This is a genomic window from Aeromonas sp. FDAARGOS 1403, from assembly GCF_019047325.1.
GTDB classification, from domain to species: Bacteria; Pseudomonadota; Gammaproteobacteria; order Enterobacterales; family Aeromonadaceae; genus Aeromonas; species Aeromonas dhakensis.
In genome coordinates, this window is record NZ_CP077249.1 from 61,564 (window position 1) to 78,179 (window position 16,616).

20 protein-coding genes are annotated in these 16,616 nt (G+C 62.3%); 10 read left to right on the forward strand and 10 right to left on the reverse strand.

The genetic code is table 11. The features are described 5' to 3' along the window. Positions 1–117 precede the first annotated feature (117 nt). The 8 genes from thpR to panC all read left to right on the forward strand — a co-directional run bounded on the left by thpR (position 118) and on the right by panC (position 7,193). Positions 118–645 (forward strand): RNA 2',3'-cyclic phosphodiesterase, encoded by a 528-nt coding sequence (gene thpR, locus I6L33_RS00205; RefSeq protein WP_216973361.1) that lies wholly within the window; start codon positions 118–120, stop codon positions 643–645. A gap of 42 nt (positions 646–687) precedes the next feature. Beyond that, a complete protein-coding gene (gene sfsA / locus I6L33_RS00210) occupies positions 688–1,431 on the forward strand; it encodes a DNA/RNA nuclease SfsA (RefSeq protein ID WP_216973362.1) in 744 nt (247 codons plus the stop codon). 119 nt (positions 1,432–1,550) lie between these two features. Further along, positions 1,551–2,000 (forward strand): RNA polymerase-binding protein DksA, encoded by a 450-nt coding sequence (gene dksA / locus I6L33_RS00215; protein WP_005304459.1) that lies wholly within the window; start codon positions 1,551–1,553, stop codon positions 1,998–2,000. A 113-nt stretch (positions 2,001–2,113) separates the two neighbouring features. Then, complete coding sequence (gluQRS, locus tag I6L33_RS00220; protein WP_216973363.1) at positions 2,114–3,031, forward strand: tRNA glutamyl-Q(34) synthetase GluQRS; 918 nt, start codon at positions 2,114–2,116, stop codon at positions 3,029–3,031. Between the two features lie 308 nt (positions 3,032–3,339). Beyond that, on the forward strand, positions 3,340–4,839 hold the full coding sequence (gene pcnB, locus I6L33_RS00225; RefSeq protein ID WP_017781508.1) for a polynucleotide adenylyltransferase PcnB: 1,500 nt from the start codon (positions 3,340–3,342) through the stop codon (positions 4,837–4,839). Positions 4,840–4,850: 11 nt separating this feature from the next. Then, a complete protein-coding gene (gene folK / locus I6L33_RS00230) occupies positions 4,851–5,360 on the forward strand; it encodes a 2-amino-4-hydroxy-6-hydroxymethyldihydropteridine diphosphokinase (RefSeq protein WP_216974091.1) in 510 nt (169 codons plus the stop codon). Then, positions 5,357–6,151 carry a 3-methyl-2-oxobutanoate hydroxymethyltransferase gene (gene panB / locus I6L33_RS00235; protein ID WP_005304470.1) on the forward strand — a complete coding sequence of 265 codons (795 nt, stop codon included), beginning with the start codon at positions 5,357–5,359 and terminating at the stop codon, positions 6,149–6,151. The genes folK and panB overlap by 4 nt, the downstream gene beginning before the upstream one ends. A gap of 184 nt (positions 6,152–6,335) precedes the next feature. Beyond that, positions 6,336–7,193 carry a pantoate--beta-alanine ligase gene (panC, locus tag I6L33_RS00240; RefSeq protein ID WP_215270530.1) on the forward strand — a complete coding sequence of 286 codons (858 nt, stop codon included), beginning with the start codon at positions 6,336–6,338 and terminating at the stop codon, positions 7,191–7,193. Between the two features lie 64 nt (positions 7,194–7,257). Here the strand turns inward: panC and I6L33_RS00245 are convergent, their stop codons facing one another. From I6L33_RS00245 to hpt, 8 genes are all read right to left on the reverse strand, one after another. After that, the gene (locus I6L33_RS00245; RefSeq protein WP_017780523.1) at positions 7,258–7,785 is read right to left on the reverse strand and encodes a rhodanese-like domain-containing protein; all 528 of its coding nucleotides are present in this window, start codon (positions 7,783–7,785) and stop codon (positions 7,258–7,260) included. A 1-nt stretch (position 7,786) separates the two neighbouring features. Continuing rightward, the gene (locus I6L33_RS00250; RefSeq protein WP_254204952.1) at positions 7,787–8,209 is read right to left on the reverse strand and encodes a MauE/DoxX family redox-associated membrane protein; all 423 of its coding nucleotides are present in this window, start codon (positions 8,207–8,209) and stop codon (positions 7,787–7,789) included. A 62-nt stretch (positions 8,210–8,271) separates the two neighbouring features. Beyond that, positions 8,272–8,532 carry a DUF3343 domain-containing protein gene (locus tag I6L33_RS00255; RefSeq protein WP_017411022.1) on the reverse strand — a complete coding sequence of 87 codons (261 nt, stop codon included), beginning with the start codon at positions 8,530–8,532 and terminating at the stop codon, positions 8,272–8,274. Further along, positions 8,529–9,311, reverse strand: coding sequence for an acyl-CoA dehydratase activase (locus I6L33_RS00260; RefSeq protein WP_216973365.1), 783 nt, complete (start codon positions 9,309–9,311; stop codon positions 8,529–8,531). Before I6L33_RS00260 ends, I6L33_RS00255 begins: the two co-directional genes overlap by 4 nt. A gap of 9 nt (positions 9,312–9,320) precedes the next feature. Continuing rightward, the gene (locus I6L33_RS00265) at positions 9,321–10,472 is read right to left on the reverse strand and encodes a double-cubane-cluster-containing anaerobic reductase (protein WP_043171258.1); all 1,152 of its coding nucleotides are present in this window, start codon (positions 10,470–10,472) and stop codon (positions 9,321–9,323) included. Between the two features lie 232 nt (positions 10,473–10,704). Next, a complete protein-coding gene (locus I6L33_RS00270; protein ID WP_005304632.1) occupies positions 10,705–11,478 on the reverse strand; it encodes an ABC transporter permease in 774 nt (257 codons plus the stop codon). After that, the gene (locus I6L33_RS00275; protein WP_005304633.1) at positions 11,475–12,392 is read right to left on the reverse strand and encodes an ABC transporter ATP-binding protein; all 918 of its coding nucleotides are present in this window, start codon (positions 12,390–12,392) and stop codon (positions 11,475–11,477) included. The genes I6L33_RS00270 and I6L33_RS00275 overlap by 4 nt, the downstream gene beginning before the upstream one ends. Positions 12,393–12,503: 111 nt before the next feature. Beyond that, positions 12,504–13,034: a hypoxanthine phosphoribosyltransferase gene (gene hpt / locus I6L33_RS00280; RefSeq protein ID WP_216973366.1), complete on the reverse strand. Its 531-nt coding sequence runs from the start codon at positions 13,032–13,034 to the stop codon at positions 12,504–12,506. A gap of 200 nt (positions 13,035–13,234) precedes the next feature. On the opposite strand from hpt, the gene I6L33_RS00285 reads away from it, so the two are divergent. Further along, positions 13,235–13,849 carry a TetR/AcrR family transcriptional regulator gene (locus I6L33_RS00285; protein WP_005304640.1) on the forward strand — a complete coding sequence of 205 codons (615 nt, stop codon included), beginning with the start codon at positions 13,235–13,237 and terminating at the stop codon, positions 13,847–13,849. A gap of 73 nt (positions 13,850–13,922) precedes the next feature. On the opposite strand, the gene I6L33_RS00290 is transcribed toward I6L33_RS00285, so the two are convergent. After that, positions 13,923–14,534 (reverse strand): flavin prenyltransferase UbiX, encoded by a 612-nt coding sequence (locus I6L33_RS00290; protein WP_094696924.1) that lies wholly within the window; start codon positions 14,532–14,534, stop codon positions 13,923–13,925. Continuing rightward, complete coding sequence (gene mpl, locus I6L33_RS00295) at positions 14,531–15,901, reverse strand: UDP-N-acetylmuramate:L-alanyl-gamma-D-glutamyl-meso-diaminopimelate ligase (RefSeq protein WP_216973367.1); 1,371 nt, start codon at positions 15,899–15,901, stop codon at positions 14,531–14,533. The genes I6L33_RS00290 and mpl overlap by 4 nt, the downstream gene beginning before the upstream one ends. 179 nt (positions 15,902–16,080) lie before the next feature. On the opposite strand from mpl, the gene ppa reads away from it, so the two are divergent. Then, the gene (ppa, locus tag I6L33_RS00300) at positions 16,081–16,611 is read left to right on the forward strand and encodes an inorganic diphosphatase (RefSeq protein WP_005304649.1); all 531 of its coding nucleotides are present in this window, start codon (positions 16,081–16,083) and stop codon (positions 16,609–16,611) included. Positions 16,612–16,616 lie beyond the last annotated feature (5 nt).

The following is a 16,616-nucleotide window of genomic DNA, read 5'->3' on the forward strand; positions in this document are numbered from 1 at the left end:
CCTATTCTGCCACAGCCTGCCCGGCCACCGTGAGTGGATGTCGGCCGGCGAGACAGGAGCGGACGGCTGCCATAGAATGGGCCACCCTGTCTGCATGAAAGAGGCACCCTCACCCGAATGGCCAAACTCTTCTTTGCCCTGCCCGCCGAGGCGCTGGCCGCCGATATCGTCGCCTGGCGCGACCAACTGCCCTGGCCGGGTCAACCGGTCCCCGCCGCCAACCTCCACCTGACGCTGGCCTTCCTCGGCGAAGCGGACGAGACCACCACCACGCAGCTGATGGCCGCCGTCGAGCGCCAGCACTGTCCGCCGCTCACCATAGCGCTCAATGAAACCGGCTGGTTCGGCCGTGCCAAAGCCGCCTGGATTGGCCCGAGAGAGTGGCCCAACGAGCTGACCGTGCTGGCCAGGGCGCTGCGTCGCCACGGCGAGAAGCTGGGGCTTGGCAACGGCGAGCAGGGCTATCGCCCCCACGTCACCCTGTCACGCAAGGCGAGCGAACCGCCGGCGCTGCTGCCCGCCCCCGACTTTGTGCTGCGGGCCGACCGCTTCTGCCTCTATCAATCCCTCTCGACCCTGGACGGGGTGCGCTACGAGCCCCTCGCCTGCTGGCCACTGCGGGCCAGAGAGAAGATGGCATCCTGACCGGCTGCCATGCCCAGACTCATCGATTAAGAGAGCCATACCATGATCTTCGATCCCCCCCTGCAATCCGGGCAGCTGGTCGCCCGCTACAAGCGCTTCCTGACCGACGTGCGGCTCGACAACGGCGAGGTGATCACCATCCACTGCGCCAATACCGGCGCCATGACCGGCTGTGCCGAGCCGGGTACCCGGGTCTGGTACTCCACATCAAGCAACCCCAAGCGCAAGCTGCCCCACAGCTGGGAGATCGCCGAGAACCCGGCCGGTCACTTCATCTGCGTCAACACGGCCCGCGCCAACCAGCTGGCCCGGGAGCTTATCGAGCAGGATGCCCTCGCCCCGCTGCGCGGCTATGCCAGACTGCGCACCGAGGTGAAATACGGCGAAGAGAACAGTCGCATCGATCTGCTGCTGGAAGATGACCACCTACCTGCCTGTTATATCGAGGTGAAATCGGTGACCCTGCTCGACGAGCGGGAGCAAGCCGGCATGGGCTACTTCCCCGATGCGGTAACCACCCGTGGCGCCAAGCACTTGCGTGAATTAATGGCCATGAAGGCGGCAGGGCACAGAGCCGTGCTGTTATTTATGGTTTTGCACTCCGGAATCGTGAGAATGCGCCCGGCAGCGCATATAGATCCGCACTATAGTCTGCTTATTGAGCAAGCAATTGCGGCAGGGGTTGAAATTTTATGCTATCGACCCCATGTTGGGGTGCAGAGCATGGTGGCACAAGATTTTATCCCGTTTGAATCTTGTCACCTGCTACCCGAGGGCAGCGAATAAATGTTGGAGTGGGTAACATTATTGGTACGGCTTGTTTGCCTCCAAGTTACCCTTCTGCTATAGATGTCGCCCTCAATTTATGGATGGCACGGGTAGCGTGCTGAATTAGGAGACAGGGCATGCCAACAGGCGAAAACAGGAAATCTCTGGGCCCCCTGGCCATTGCGGGTGTGGCGCCTTACCAGGAAAAACCGGGTGAGGAGTACATGAATGACCAACAAAAGGCACATTTTCGCAAGATCCTGGGAGCCTGGCGCAACCAACTGATGCAGGAAGTTGACCGCACCGTTGACCACATGAAGGATGAGGCTGCCAACTTTCCGGATCCAGTGGATCGCGCCGCGCAGGAAGAAGAGTTCGCGCTGGAACTGCGTACCCGCGACCGCGAGCGCAAACTGATCAAGAAGATCGAGAAGACCTTGCTGCTGCTCGAAGACGACGACTTCGGTTACTGCGAACACTGCGGCATCGAGATCGGCATCCGCCGTCTGGAAGCCCGTCCGACCGCCGACCTCTGCGTTGACTGCAAGACGCTGGCCGAGATCAAGGAAAAACAGATGGCCGGTTGATACCGACCTCTGGCATGACACAAAAAAGGGAGCTCGCGGGCTCCCTTTTTTATTGAGCTTTTGGCCGGGTCGTCCCAGAATGCTGCCTCAATGCCTTTTTTATCCGAATGACCATGTCCGTGAATGCCACCCCGTCATCCCCGCCCCTCCCTTATATAGGCCGCTTTGCCCCCTCCCCTTCGGGTCCGCTCCACTTCGGTTCCCTGATTGCGGCGCTCGGCAGCTTTTTGCAGGCCAGGGCACAGCAGGGGCGCTGGCTGGTGCGCATCGAAGATATCGATCCGCCGCGGGAGATGGCAGGGGCCGCCGACCTTATCCTCAAGACCCTTGAGGCCCATGGCCTCGGGTGGGATGGCGAGGTGATGTACCAGAGCCGGCGTCACGCCCGCTACGACGAGATCATCGAGCAGCTCTACCGGGCCGGCGATCTCTACTGGTGCCGCTGTACCCGGCGCGAAATCATGGCGAGCGGCGGTTTTTACAACGGCCACTGCCGCACCCTCGGACTGAGCGCAGAGGGCTGCGCCGCCCGCCTGCGCCAGCATCACCCGGTCTACGACTTCGAGGATGGGCTACAGGGCCGCATTGCGGTGCCGGCGGCGCTGGCCGAGGAGGATTTCATCGTGCGCCGGCGCGATGGCCTCTACGCCTACAACCTGGCGGTGGTGGTAGACGACATGGACTGCGGCATCACCGAGATAGTGCGCGGCGCCGATCTGCTGGAGCCGACAGTGCGCCAGATTGCCCTCTACCAGACCCTGGGGGCGCCCGTGCCCGCCTGGGTGCATCTGCCGCTGGCGGTGCAGGCCGACGGCCACAAGCTCTCCAAGCAGAATCACGCCCCCGCGCTGGCACAGGACGAGGTGCGCCCGGCCCTGTGGCGGGCACTGCACTTCCTCGGCCAGTGCCCGCCCCCTGAGCTGCTGGCGAGCCGGGTCGACGAGATCATCGACTGGGGCATAAGCCACTGGCAACTGGCCAAGGTGCCCGCCAGCGAGAAGATTGCGCTGACAGCAGGCGTAAACGAATAGACAGTTGGGGGGATTTGGGTGTGAATCAACGCGGTTTGCGGTGATTTAGCCGGAATAATCCGAGTCAAACGGGATCAATTGCCAGCACGGTTTTTCATTTGGTTAGGCGTGAGCTATTGAATAGACCGCTATTTTTTGCGGCAACACTGATTCAAACGGGATCAATTGCCAGCACGGTTTTTCATTTGGTGAGGCGTGAGCTATTGAATAGACCGCTATTTTTTGCGGCAACACTGATTCAAACGGGATCAATTGCCAGCACGGTTTTTCATTTGGTGAGGCGTGAGCTATGATAGGCCGCTATTTTTTTGGCCTCCCGTCAATTTGAAGTCATAACGAGGTGTACCATTTTTTCCCAGATCGCAAACTTTTGCCGCAAGGTGCTCGGCAAGGAAGACGGCGAGCAGTCGGTGGAGTCCCCCATTCCGGCCCGTGTCGCCGGGCAACGTCGTACCTTAAGCCGTGACCAGCACCCGATTTCGCGCAAAGAGATCAGCGAGAATGCACTCAAGGTGCTCTATCGCCTGAACAAGGGCGGCTACGAAGCCTACCTGGTCGGCGGCGGGGTACGGGATCTGCTGCTCGGGAAGACGCCCAAGGATTTCGACATCGCCACCGATGCGACGCCGGAGCAGATCAAGTCTCTGTTCAGCAACTGCCGCCTGATCGGTCGCCGTTTCCGGCTGGCCCACATCGTCTTTGGTCGTGACGTGATCGAAGTGGCCACCTTCCGCGGTCACCACCATCAGGTCAATACCAGCAAACATGTGTCGGCCCAGTCCGATGAAGGGATGCTGCTGCGCGACAACGTCTACGGCACCATCGAAGAGGATGCCGAACGTCGCGACTTTACCGTCAACGCCCTCTACTACAGCGCCAAGGACTTCACCCTGCACGATTTCGAGGGTGGGCTGGAAGACCTGGCCGAACGCAAGCTGGAACTCATCGGCGACCCCGAGACCCGCTACCGGGAAGATCCGGTGCGGATGCTGCGCGCCGTGCGCTTCGCCGCCAAGCTGGACATGACCATCAGCCCGCGCACCGCCGCCCCCATCAAGGAGCTGGCGCCGCTGCTGCAGGATATTCCGGCGGCCCGCCTGTTTGAGGAGACCCTCAAGCTGTTCCTGGCCGGCGATGCCCTGACCACCTACAAGCTGCTGCGCGAGTACGGTCTGTTCCAGCAGCTGTTCCCGCAGGTAGCCGCGCTGTTTACCCCGCACGGCAACTCGCCCTACGAGCAGTTCATCGAGCAGGCGCTGATCGATACCGACACTCGCGTTCGTGAAGACAAGCGCGTCACCCCCGCCTTCCTCTACGCCACCCTGCTGTGGGGCTGCGTCGAGGCCCGGGGCCGGGTGCTGGAGAACGAGAGCGGCCTGCCTTGGTATGACGCCTTCATGTTGGCGATCAACGAGGTGCTGGACAACCAGGTGCGGATCATCGCCGTCCCGCGCCGTTTCACCACCGATGTGCGCGATATCTGGGCCCTGCAGCAGCGGCTGACCCGCCGTCAGGGCCGCCACCCCGAGCGGGCCATGGAGCATCCAAAGTTCCGCGCGGCGTTCGACTTCCTGCTGCTACGCAACCGGGTCGAACGTGGCCTCGGCGAGCTGGCCAGCTGGTGGGAACGCTACGTGGAGTCCAACCCGGACGTGCGCCCGCAGCTGCAACGGGAAGCGACTCGCCGCCCGGCCAGCGGTGAGCGTGGTCAGAGCGGTGCGGCCCGCAGCAACGATGGCGAGAAACGCAGCAGCAACAGCCGCAACCGTCGTCGCCCCCGTCGCCGCAAACCGAAAGCGGCCGAGTGACAACTGACGTGATGACCGAGGTCTTCGTCGCCATCGGCTCCAACCTGGCCGACCCCGTCGGCCAGGCTCGCCGCGCCATCGCCGCGCTGGCGACCCTGCCGGATTCCGTGCTGGTGCAGGCCTCGTCGCTTTACAGCAGCAGCCCCATGGGGCCTGCTGATCAACCGGACTACGTCAATGCCGTGGCCCGGCTCAACACCCGGCTGGCGCCGCTGGCGCTGCTGGATCAACTGCAAAAAATCGAGCTGGAACAAGGACGTGTGCGCAAGGATGAGCGGTGGGGGCCGAGAACCCTGGATCTCGATCTGCTGCTCTATGGCGATCAGGTGATCAACTCTGAGCGCCTCATCGTTCCCCATTACGGCATGCAGGAGCGGGAGTTCGTGCTGCTGCCCCTGGCCGAAATCGCGCCCGCTCTGGTGCTGCCCTGCGGCACGCCGCTCGCACAACTGGTTGCCCGCTGCCCGCGCAATGGTCTTGCCATCATTACCGCAAGTGCAGACGAACAGGAGCCTCTATGAGCAAGATCACCACCACCAACCTGCTGAAGATGAAGCAGGAAGGCCAACGAATCACCGCCATCACCGCCTATGATGCCACCTTTGCCAAGCTGTTCGACGACGAGGGCGCTCACGTGCTGCTCATCGGCGATTCGCTGGGCATGGTGCTGCAGGGTGGCCAGGATACCCTGGCGGTCAACATGGACGAGATGGTCTATCACACCCGTTGCGTGGTGCGCGGCACGACCAATGCCCTGGTGGTGAGCGACATGCCGTTCATGAGCTATGCCACCCCAGAGCAGACCTATCAGAATGCCGCCCGCCTGATGGCGGCCGGCGCCCGCATGGTGAAGATGGAAGGGGGTGACTGGCTGTGCGACTCCATCCGCCATCTGACCCGCAACGGCGTGCCGGTGTGCGGCCACCTCGGCCTCACCCCGCAATCCGTGCACGTGTTTGGCGGCTTCAAGGTGCAGGGGCGCGACGAGTTCCAGGCCCAGGAGATCTACCGTCAGGCCCTCGAGCTGCAGGCCGCCGGCATCCAGCTGCTGGTGCTCGAGTGCGTGCCCACTTCGCTGGCCGAGCGCATCAGCAAGGCGCTGCGCATTCCGGTGATCGGCATAGGTGCCGGCCCGGCCACCGACGGCCAGATCCTGGTGATGCACGATGCCTTCGGCATCACCTCCGGCTATGTGCCCAAGTTCACCAAGAACTTCCTGGCCGAGACCGGCGACATGCGCGCCGCCATCCGGCTCTATGTGAAGCAGGTGAGCGAAGGGACCTTCCCGGGCCCGGAGCACTGCTTCAACTGATGTGATGCCGTGACGAGAGCGGGGGCCTGCGCCCCCGTTTCGCCCTCCGGGGCAGAGTGAGCCCCCTCTTTTGATGATTCATCCCAAGGTAACCGCCGATGATGATGCCGCGCGTTGACACTTCGCGCTTATCCGCACGGGCTCCTGCCCGCCTCTCTTTGATCTTTTCGAAGGTGAACAGTTGATGTTGGTCGTTAACAATCCCGCCGCTCTGCGTGAACAGATCGGCCAATGGCGCCGTGAAGGGCGCGCCATCGCATTCGTGCCCACCATGGGCAACCTGCACCAGGGCCACCTTACCCTGGTGAAGGAGGCGCACAGCCACGCCGAGAAGGTGGTGGTCAGCATCTTCGTCAACCCGATGCAGTTCGACAAGGCCGAGGATCTCGCCAACTACCCGCGCACCCTGGAGCAGGACTGCGCTGCGCTGGAGGCGGCCGGTGTCGATATGGTGTTCACGCCGACCCCGGAGATCATGTATCCGCAGGGGCTGGCCAGCCAGACCTTCGTCGAGGTACCGGGCCTCTCCACGCTGCTGGAAGGGGCGCTGCGTCCGGGTCACTTCCGCGGCGTCAGCACCGTGGTCACCAAGCTGTTCAATCTGGTGCAGCCTGACGTGGCCTGCTTCGGCCAGAAGGATTACCAGCAGCTGGCGCTCATTCGCAAGATGGTGGCCGACATGGCAATGCCCATCGAGATCGTCGGCGTGCCCACGGTGCGGGCCGAAGACGGGCTGGCACTCTCCTCGCGCAACGGCTACCTGACCGCCGCCGAACGGGCCCTGGCCCCTGAGCTGGCGCGCACCATGAACTGGATCGCCGAGCAGATTGAAGCAGGTGACCACCACCTGCCCTCCCTGGTGGCCCAGGCCAGCCAGCGCCTCGACAAGGCCGGTTTTCGGACCGATGCCATCGACATCGTCGATGCAGCCACCCTGGAAGCGGCCACCGATGAGAGCGAGCAGCTGGTGATCCTGATGGCGGCGTATCTCGGCAAAGCCCGCCTCATCGACAACCGGGTGGTGACGCTGGCCCGCCCCTGAGCCGCTGCGCCACTGACAACAAAGCCCGCATATGCGGGCTTTGTTGTATCTGGGCGTTTCCGACCTATTCGGCGCTGACCGGGTAACCCGCCCCTTTCCAGGCGAAAATGCCGCCCGGCACCCGATAGACCTGCTGATAGCCCTGGGTGACCGCCCAGGCGGCCCCGTTGTGGCTGCGGCCGCACTTGACGAAGCCGCAGTAGAACACCACCGGACGGGTCTTGTCGTCCCCCAGCAGGGCCAGCAGCTGCTCGGGCGTGCCACTCCCCTCGACGATCTGGCTCCAGTCATCGCCGGACCTGGCCTCCTTCACGAAGGCAAAATTCCTGGCCCCCGGAATATGCTCCTTCTTGTAGGAGTCCTCGAATGGCATGGTGTCGATGATCACCAGCGCCTCGCCTTTATCCATCCGGGTTTTCAGCTCGGCCACGGTCAGCAGCTGATAGCCACCCTGTTGGGTCTCCTGGGAGAGCTGTACCGCCGCCTGCTCCAGCTTGGTCTCCTGCTCGAACTGGTTGTCGCCACAGCCACCGAGGGCAAAGCTGGCCGCAATCAGCGAGGCCATCAGGGTGCGGGATTGCAATCTCATCATGTCACTGCTCCTTTGGAACGGTAAAAACGGGGCGGGAGTGACGCAGCAAGGCGCCCGCAAGCGTCAACAGCAGCAGATCCCGCAAGAGGGCCTGTGGCAGCGAGCCGAGATCAGCCCTGCCAAGACAGCCGCAAGAGATGTCGAGCCCGATAGCGATGCCATAGCCCAACACCGGAATAAACAGGGCGAGCAGCCCGATCACCAGCCAGAGTCCCCAGCGCCGGTTGGCGAGCACCGCGAACCCGGCGCAGAGCTCCAGCGCGATAAGCCCCCAGACGGCAAAGGGAATAAACGGCGACCAGAGCAGGCCGAAGGCGCCGATCTGCGCGGCGAACAGGTCCGGCGCTGCCAGCTTGAACCCGGCGGAGGCGACGAAAAATCCCCCCAGCGCCAACCTGGCCAACACCCGCAGATAAACAGCCATGGGGTAGCTCTTTATCATCCATGCCCTCCACTGCCAACTCCCCGAGCAGGCCTCACCATGCCCTAGCCGGCGGCCGGATAGCGGGCCAGTTCGCAATACTCACCGTCTTCGTCACAACGAAAAACGGCGGCGGTTTCGCCGCGCTGGCACCACTGCTGCCACTCCTCGGGCGGACAGTGCAGGCGGATGGCGAGACCGCAGCCGGCGCTGAGCCGGCGCGGCACGTCGCAGACCCGAAACGGATGGGGCTGCTGCTCCAGCCGCTTGCGCAGCCTGACCGTGCCGAGGGTGGAGTGGAACAGGTAGAGGAACTCTGCGTTCATGATTTGCCTCCCGTGCGGGCACGCGCACCGAACAGGGCCGCCCCCAGTGCGCCGGCAAACTGGGCGTCCGGGTGGGTGGCGACCTCGCAGCCCAATCCTTGCGCCAGATAGTGGCGGAAGGTGGCGCAGTGGCTGACACCACCGGTAAAGAGCACAGTCGGTCTGGCGCCGAGACGGCCGATGAAGTTGGCACTGCGCCGGGCCATGGAGCGGACGATGCCGGCCAGGATCGACTCGGCGGGAATGCCCGCCGAGCGCAGGCTGATCGCCTCCGATTCGGCAAACACGGTACACATGCTGCTGATGTCATGGGGCTCGGCCCCTTGCAGTAGCTCGTCGAGCTGCTCGACCCGCGCCCCCAGGGTGCGGGTGATCACCTCGAGAAAGCGGCCGGTACCGGCGGCGCACTTGTCGTTCATCAGAAAGTCGGTGAGGTTGCCCTCGCCATCGAGCTGGATCACCTTGCTGTCCTGGCCGCCGATGTCGATGACGGTGTGTACCGACGGGCAGAGCAGGCGTGCCCCCAGCCCGTGGCAGGAGATCTCGGTGACCCGCCGATCGGCGAACGACGCCAGGTCGCGGCCATAGCCGGTCAGGGTCAGATGGGGGCGCTCCGGCAGCGCGGCCGAGAGCGTCTCCCAGCCTTGCTCGATGGCGGCCAGCGGACGAAAGGGGGTCGGCACCAGAAAGCGGCGGACGATGCGCCCGCCGCCCCTGTGGTCGAACAGGATCCCCTTGGTCGCACTGGAGCCCGAGTCAATCCCGATGGTGAGTGACACGGCGCCTCCTCACAGCATTTCGATAAAGGCCGCCAGCCGGGTGGCCAGCTGTCCCTTGTCGGCGCTGGAGTAGTCGGTCTCCACCGCCATGTAGGGGATGCCGTGGCGATCACGCACGTGGCGCTTGATGGCGAGCGACTCCACCGCATAGGTGTGACAGGCCTGCAGGATCACGTCGATCACCCCGTCCGCCTGATACTCCTCCACCATCTGGCTCAGCAGATTCATGCGCTGGTGGTTGGGGGAGATGCAGGAGCAGCCGATGGCCAGATACTTGTCGGTCAGCGCATCGAACGGATCGCCCTCCTCGCTGACGCACTGCTCGGTCGCCTTGGCGCCGGTGCAGTTCTCGTAACCCACCACCCAGCCGCCGTGCTCCTCGATGAGGCGCACCACCTTGTCGGCGGCGCCGCCGATGGGGCAGCCGGTGATGAGGATGCGCGGGCGGGCATCGAGCCGTTTGCCGTCGGCGTACTCGGCCTTGATGCGGCGAGTCATCTCCTGCAGCTCGCTGATGAGCTGCTCCTTGTCGAAGCGGAAGGTGGCGCCATAGACCACCTTGAGGATGTCGGTGCCGCTCAGCGCCGGCGGATTGAGCTGACCCAGCCGGTAGAAGTCGGCCAGCGCGCGGCGCTCGCGGTTCTTCAGCACGATGGCCTCTCGCAGCGCCTGCTCGCCGATGGGCTGGCCAAACTGCTGCTCCAGCAACGCCTTGAAGCGGACGATTTCGCTGCGCCACAGGGTGCGGGAGGCCTCGTCATCGGCGCGGTTGGGCAGCTGCATCACGTGCACCGGTTTGAACTCGGCCATGTACTCGTACATCTTCTTCTTGCCGTCGCAGGTGGTTTCCCCCACCACCAGATCGGAGAAGTAGAAGTAGGGGCACTTGTCGGTCTTGCCGAACCCGTAGCTGCTCTTGATCAGCGGGCAGAGGTTGCGGGGCAGATCTTTCTCGGCCTCCTCGATGGTCTCGTCGCTGGTGGAGCAGAGCGAGACCACCACGGCACCGGCGGCCATCGCCACCTCTTGCGGCATGAAGGTGCAGTAGGTGCCGACCAGGGGGATCTGTCGCTCCTTGAGTGCCATCACGGCCAGAAAGCCCTGCCGGCGGGCATCTGAAAAACTGTCAAAAATGGCTGGCAACTCGGTGATCAGTGACATAGGCGATCCTGCCCTGGTGAGAAAAAGAAGAGACGGAGGGCCCATTTTGCAGACCTTCCAACCGCGGGAATTATACCTTTGGGGGTAATCTGAAAATTGCGGTGGATCACAAGGTGCCAGATAAAGCCTTAATAAGAGGGTGGTTATTGGCCCTGTAGGAGATGGGGCCAGCGCAGGAGAGGAAAAAGAGGTGGCAAAAAAACGGGCACCCCAGGGTGCCCGTTGCATTTTATCAGTGGCGCAGCCCGGTGCCGCGGGAGATAAGCCACCAGGCCAGACCGTAGAGAGCCACGATGAAGCCGATGATGATGAGGTAGGCGGTGCCGAGCGGCACGTCGGAGATCCCGAGGAAGCCGTAACGGAACGCGTTCACCATGTAGATGATCGGGTTCACCTGAGAGACCCCCTGCCAGAAGGGTGGCAGCAGGCTGATGGAGTAGAACACCCCGCCCAGGTAGGTGAGCGGCGTCAGCACGAAGGTGGGGATGATGCTGATGTCGTCGAAGGTCTTGGCAAACACCGCATTGATGAGGCCGCCCAGCGAGAAGAGGATGGCGGTCAGCAGCACGGTGAAGCAGACGCTGAACAGGTGGTGGATCTGCAGCGGCACGAAGAACAGCGACACCAGGGTGACGATGAGACCGACACAGAGGCCGCGCGCCACGCCACCGCCCACGTAACCGGCGATGATGACGTAGTTGGGCACCGGCGCCACCAGCAGCTCCTCCACGTTGCGCTGGAACTTGGCGCTGAAGAAGGAGGAGGCGACGTTGGAGTAGGAGTTGGTGATGACCGACATCATGATGAGGCCGGGCACGATGAACTCCATGTAGCTGAAGCCCCCCATGTCACCGATGCGACCGCCGATGAGGTTGCCGAAGATGACGAAGTAGAGGCTCATGGTGATGGCGGGCGGCACCAGGGTCTGGATCCAGATCCGGGTGAAGCGGCTGATCTCCTTGGCCAGAATGCTCTTGAAGGCGATGTAGTAAGTGGTCAGGTTCATGCTTTTCTCCCCTCCTCGACCAGGCTGACAAACAGCTCTTCCAGCCGGTTGGCCTTGTTGCGCATGCTCAGTACCTGCACCTGCTGGCTCGACAGCTGATCGAACAGGCTGTTGAGGGACTGGCTCTTGTCCAGATCCACCTCCAGGGTGCGCTCGTCCTGCATGCGGCCGTTGAACTCGGGCAGGTTCGGCACGGCGGAGCCCGGCGCCAGATCCAGCATGAAGGTCTCGCGGCCCAGCTTGCCCAGCAGCTTCTTCATGCTGGTGTTCTCGATGAGGCGCCCTTTGTCGATGATGCCGATGTTGCGACACAGCATCTCCGCCTCTTCCAGATAGTGGGTGGTGAGTATGATGGTGACGCCCTGCTCGTTGAGATCCTTGAGGAAATTCCACATGGAGCGACGGATCTCGATGTCCACCCCGGCGGTCGGCTCGTCCAGGATCAGCAGCTTGGGCTCATGCATCAGGGCGCGGGCGATCATCAGCCGGCGCTTCATGCCGCCGGAGAGAGTGCGGGCTGGCATGTCGCGCTTGTCCCACAGGTCGAGCTGACGCAGGTACTTCTCGGCGCGGATCTTGGCCTCGGCCCGCGGCACGCCATAGAAGCCGGCCTGATGGGTGACGATCTGGATCACCTTCTCGAACTGGCTGAAGTTGAACTCCTGCGGCACCAGCCCGAGCTGGGCCTTGGCCTCTTCCAGGTGAGTGTCGATGTCGTAGCCGAACACCTTCACCTTGCCGGCACTCTTGTTCACCAGCGAGCTGATGATGCCGATGGTGGTGGACTTGCCCGCCCCGTTGGGGCCGAGCAGGGCGAAGAAATCCCCCTGTTTGACAGTGAGATCAATGCCTTTAAGGGCTTCGACGCCCCCCTGATAGGTCTTCTTCAGGCCGCTGATTTCCAGTGCGTTCATTGCAACCCCTGTGATGGCTCATCCCATCTCGAGACAGAAAAGGCGGCCAAGGCCGCCTGCAGACAGAAAATGGCGCTCTGCCACCTTGCCCGTCATATTCCTGAACCTTGCTTACTCTTGCGGTATTACCTTGCCGATGAACGGCAGATTGCGGTACTTCTGGGCATAATCGATGCCGCAGCCCACCACGAATTCATCCGGAATGGAGAAACCGATCCAGTCCACCGGCACCTGTACTTCACGGCGGGACGGCTTGTCCAGCAGGGTGCAGATGGCCAAGGATTTCGGCTCGCGCAGGGAGAGGATCTCGCGCACCTTGTTGAGGGTGTAGCCGGTGTCGATGATGTCTTCGACGATCACCACGTCCTTCCCTTTGATGTCGTCATCCAGGTCTTTGAGGATGCGCACGTCACGGGTGCTGTGCATGCCGGAGCCATAGCTGGAGGCGGTCATAAAATCCAGGGTGATGGGCAGCTCGGTCTGGCGGCACAGGTCGGCCAGGAAGACGCAGGAGCCGCGCAGCAGGCCGATCATGACCACTTCATCAGAGCCCTGGTAACGGGCGGTGATCTCTTCACCCAATTTGGCGATCCGGGCGGCGACTTCAGCCTCGGAGATCATCACCTCGACAGTGTGTTTCATCACTTACTCCATAATGGCCAAAGCAAATTTGGCCGTTCATTAACGTCAAAACCGATGATTCTACCATTCAAGCCGAAGGGCGTCAGGCATACGTGATGCTTTTATCGGCTTATTTTAATTGATAGAGTTAGCAGGCCCTCGGGCATTATCGGTGACAATACTATAAACACCATAATCAATAACTATTAGATGAAAAAACTATGGAACCACGCGCAGAAATTAGACGTCGAACCCGGCTTTCGCCGGAGGCCCGACGCAATCAATTGATGGAATGTGCCATCGAGGTGTTCTCCCGTCGCGGCATCGGCCGTGCGGGTCACGCCGAAATCGCAGAACAGGCCAAGGTCTCGGTTGCTACCGTGTTCAACTATTTCAACACCCGTGAAGAGCTGGTGGATGAAGTGTTGGCCGAGATCGAACGTTTCGTGCATCAGATGCTGGAACAGGCCTACTCCGGCCAGGGCCCGGTCAGCGACAGCATTCGCCGCCACGTGAAGCTGTTTGTTGACGCCGCCTACGATCAGCCTGACCACGCCAGCATCTGGCTGGAGTGGAGCTCATCGGTGCGGGAAGAGGTCTGGCCCCGTTACGCCAAGCTGCTGGACAAGGCTCTGGAGCGCATTGCACCTCACCTGCAACGCGCCATGGATGCCGGCGAGATCCAGAGTGTGCTGTCGGCGCAGGATCTGGCCCGCTCCCTGACCGGCTTCGGCTACGTCATGATGCAGATGATCAATCAGCCACAACGCCCGAGCCGGGAAGAGGTGACCGATTTTCTGTTCAAGTACGTAACCGCCCCCATCCAGGCAGCCTAATCCGCTCCAGCAAAAAAGCGGCGCCGAACTGTTCAGGTCGGCGCCGCTTTTGTTTGTCCGCTATCCGCTCATCTCACCCTTTGGCGTAGCCCCAGCGGCGGGTCAGCGCGTGCTCGATCCCCAGATGATCGAGGATCCGCGCCACCATGAAGTCCACCAGATCCGCGATGCTTTTTGGCTCATGATAAAAGCCCGGCGCCGCCGGCATGATGGTTACCCCAAGGCGGGCCAGTTTCAGCATGTTCTCCAGGTGGATCGCCGAGAAGGGGCTCTCGCGGGGCACCAGGATCAGCTGGCCGCGCTCCTTGATCACCACGTCTGCCGCCCGCTCCAGCAGGTTGTCGGAGGTGCCGTTGGCAATGGCCGAGACGGTGCCCATGGAGCAGGGGCAGACCACCATCTGTCTGGGCGCTGCCGAGCCCGAAGCCACCGGTGAGAACCACTCCTCCTTGCCACAGGCGACGATCTGCCCCTCCTTGGCGCCATATTGGCGACAGAGGTAGGCTGAGAGCTCTTTTGGCGAGCCCGGCCACTCTTGCTGCTGCTCGGTCTTGAGCACCACACGAGCAGCCGAAGACGCGAGCAGGTAGACCCGATAGTCCGCCTGTACCAGGCATTCCAGCAGGCGCAGGGCATAGGGGGCGCCGGAGGCGCCGGTCAGCGCCAGGGTAATCGCTTTGTTCATAGCTGGCCGTGATAGTCCTTGAGGCGGGCGATCAGCTTGTCATGAATGCCGCCGAAGCCGCCGTTGCTCATGATCAGAATATGATCGCCATCGCGGCACTCGGCCACCAGCCGGTTGATCAGGGTCTCCAGATCGTTGAACACCTTGGCCGGTCGGGTCATGTGGGCGGTCACCTCGCCGAGATCCCAGCCGATGTTGGGCGGCTGGAAGAAGAACACCTCGTCGGCGCCGTCGAAGCAGCCGGCCAGCTCTTCCTTGTGCACTCCCAGCTTCATGGTGTTGGAGCGGGGCTCCAGCACCGCCAGGATACGGGCCTTGCCCACCTTGGCGCGCAGGCCGCCGAGGGTGGTTTCGATGGCGGTGGGGTGGTGGGCGAAGTCGTCATAGATACTGATGCCGGCCACTTCCCCCTTGAGCTCCATGCGTCGCTTGGGGGACCTGAACTGGCAGAGGGCCGCAATGCCGTGCTCCACCATGACACCGGCGTGACGGGCGGCGGCGATGGCCATCAGGCCGTTGTTGACGTTGTGCTCGCCGATGCACTCCCAGTGCACCTCGCCCTGTTTCACGCCATCCAGCCATACCTCGAAGGCAGAGCCATCGTCGGCCAGCTTGACCGCCTTCCACTTGGCATCGTCCTGACCCACCAGCTCCACTTCGCTCCAGCAGCCCATCTTGCGCACGGCGGTGAGGTTCTCGTCCCCCTTGGGGAAGAGCACTCGACCGTTGCTCGGCACGGTGCGCATCAGGTGGTGGAACTGGCGCTGGATGGCGGCGAGATCCGGGAAGATATCCGCGTGGTCGAATTCCAGGTTGTTCATCACCAGGGTACGCGGGTGGTAGTGGACGAACTTGGAGCGCTTGTCGAAGAAGGCGCAGTCATACTCGTCCGCCTCGATGACAAAGAAGGGAGCCGAGCCCAGACGGGCCGAGACCGGGAAGTTGCCGGGCACGCCGCCGATGAGGAAGCCGGGCTCCAGCTTGGCGTATTCCAGTACCCAGGCCAGCATGCTGGCGGTGGTAGTCTTGCCGTGGGTGCCGGCGACGGCCAGCACCCAGCGATCCTGCAGCACGTGCTCCAGCAGCCACTGGGGGCCGGAGATATAAGGCAGATTGCGGTCCAGCACATACTCCACACAGGGGTTGCCGCGGCTCATGGCGTTGCCGACTACCACCAGATCCGGCGCCGGATCGAGCTGGGAAGGATCGTAGCCTTCGGTCAGTTCGATGCCCTGTTGCTCGAGCTGGGTACTCATGGGGGGATAGACGTTGGCATCCGAACCGGTCACCCGGTAACCAAGCTGTTTTGCCAACACCGCCAGACCACCCATGAAGGTGCCGCAGATCCCGAGAATGTGAATATGCATACCGCTTCCTTTCGCAGTAAAGGGAAGTGCGCATTCTAACAAGGTGACGGCAATTTGGCAGACCCAAGCTGTGCGGTATCCACCAACTCTGTCGCAGTGGCCCTGAAATATGGTCATTTGACGCGACATCGCTATAATATCGGCCTGCAAACTTGACTCCAACACTCAAAGGAAACGTCATGAGCCTGAATCTGGTACCGGCTGGCAAGAGCCTGCCCGACGACATCTACGTCATCATCGAAATCCCGCAGAACGCCGACCCGATCAAATACGAAGTCGACAAGGACAGCGGTGCCATCTTCGTTGATCGCTTCATGTCTACCCCGATGTTCTATCCGTGCAACTACGGCTACGTGAACGCCACCCTGTCTCTGGATGGTGATCCGGTTGACGTGCTGGTTCCGACTCCCTACCCGCTGCTGGCCGGCTCCGTCATTCGCTGCCGCCCGGTTGGCGTGCTGAAGATGACCGACGAATCTGGCGAAGACGCCAAGATCGTGGCCGTTCCGCACTCCAAGCTGACCAAGCAGTACGACCACATCCAGGATGTGAACGATCTGCCCGAGCTGCTGCGCGCCCAGATCCAGCACTTCTTCGAGCGCTACAAAGAGCTGGAAGCTGGCAAGTGGGTCAAGGTTGAAGGCTGGGGCGACAAGGCCGCTGCCGAAGCAGAGATCAAGAGCTCTGCCGAGCGTTACGCTGCCAAGTAAGCGTA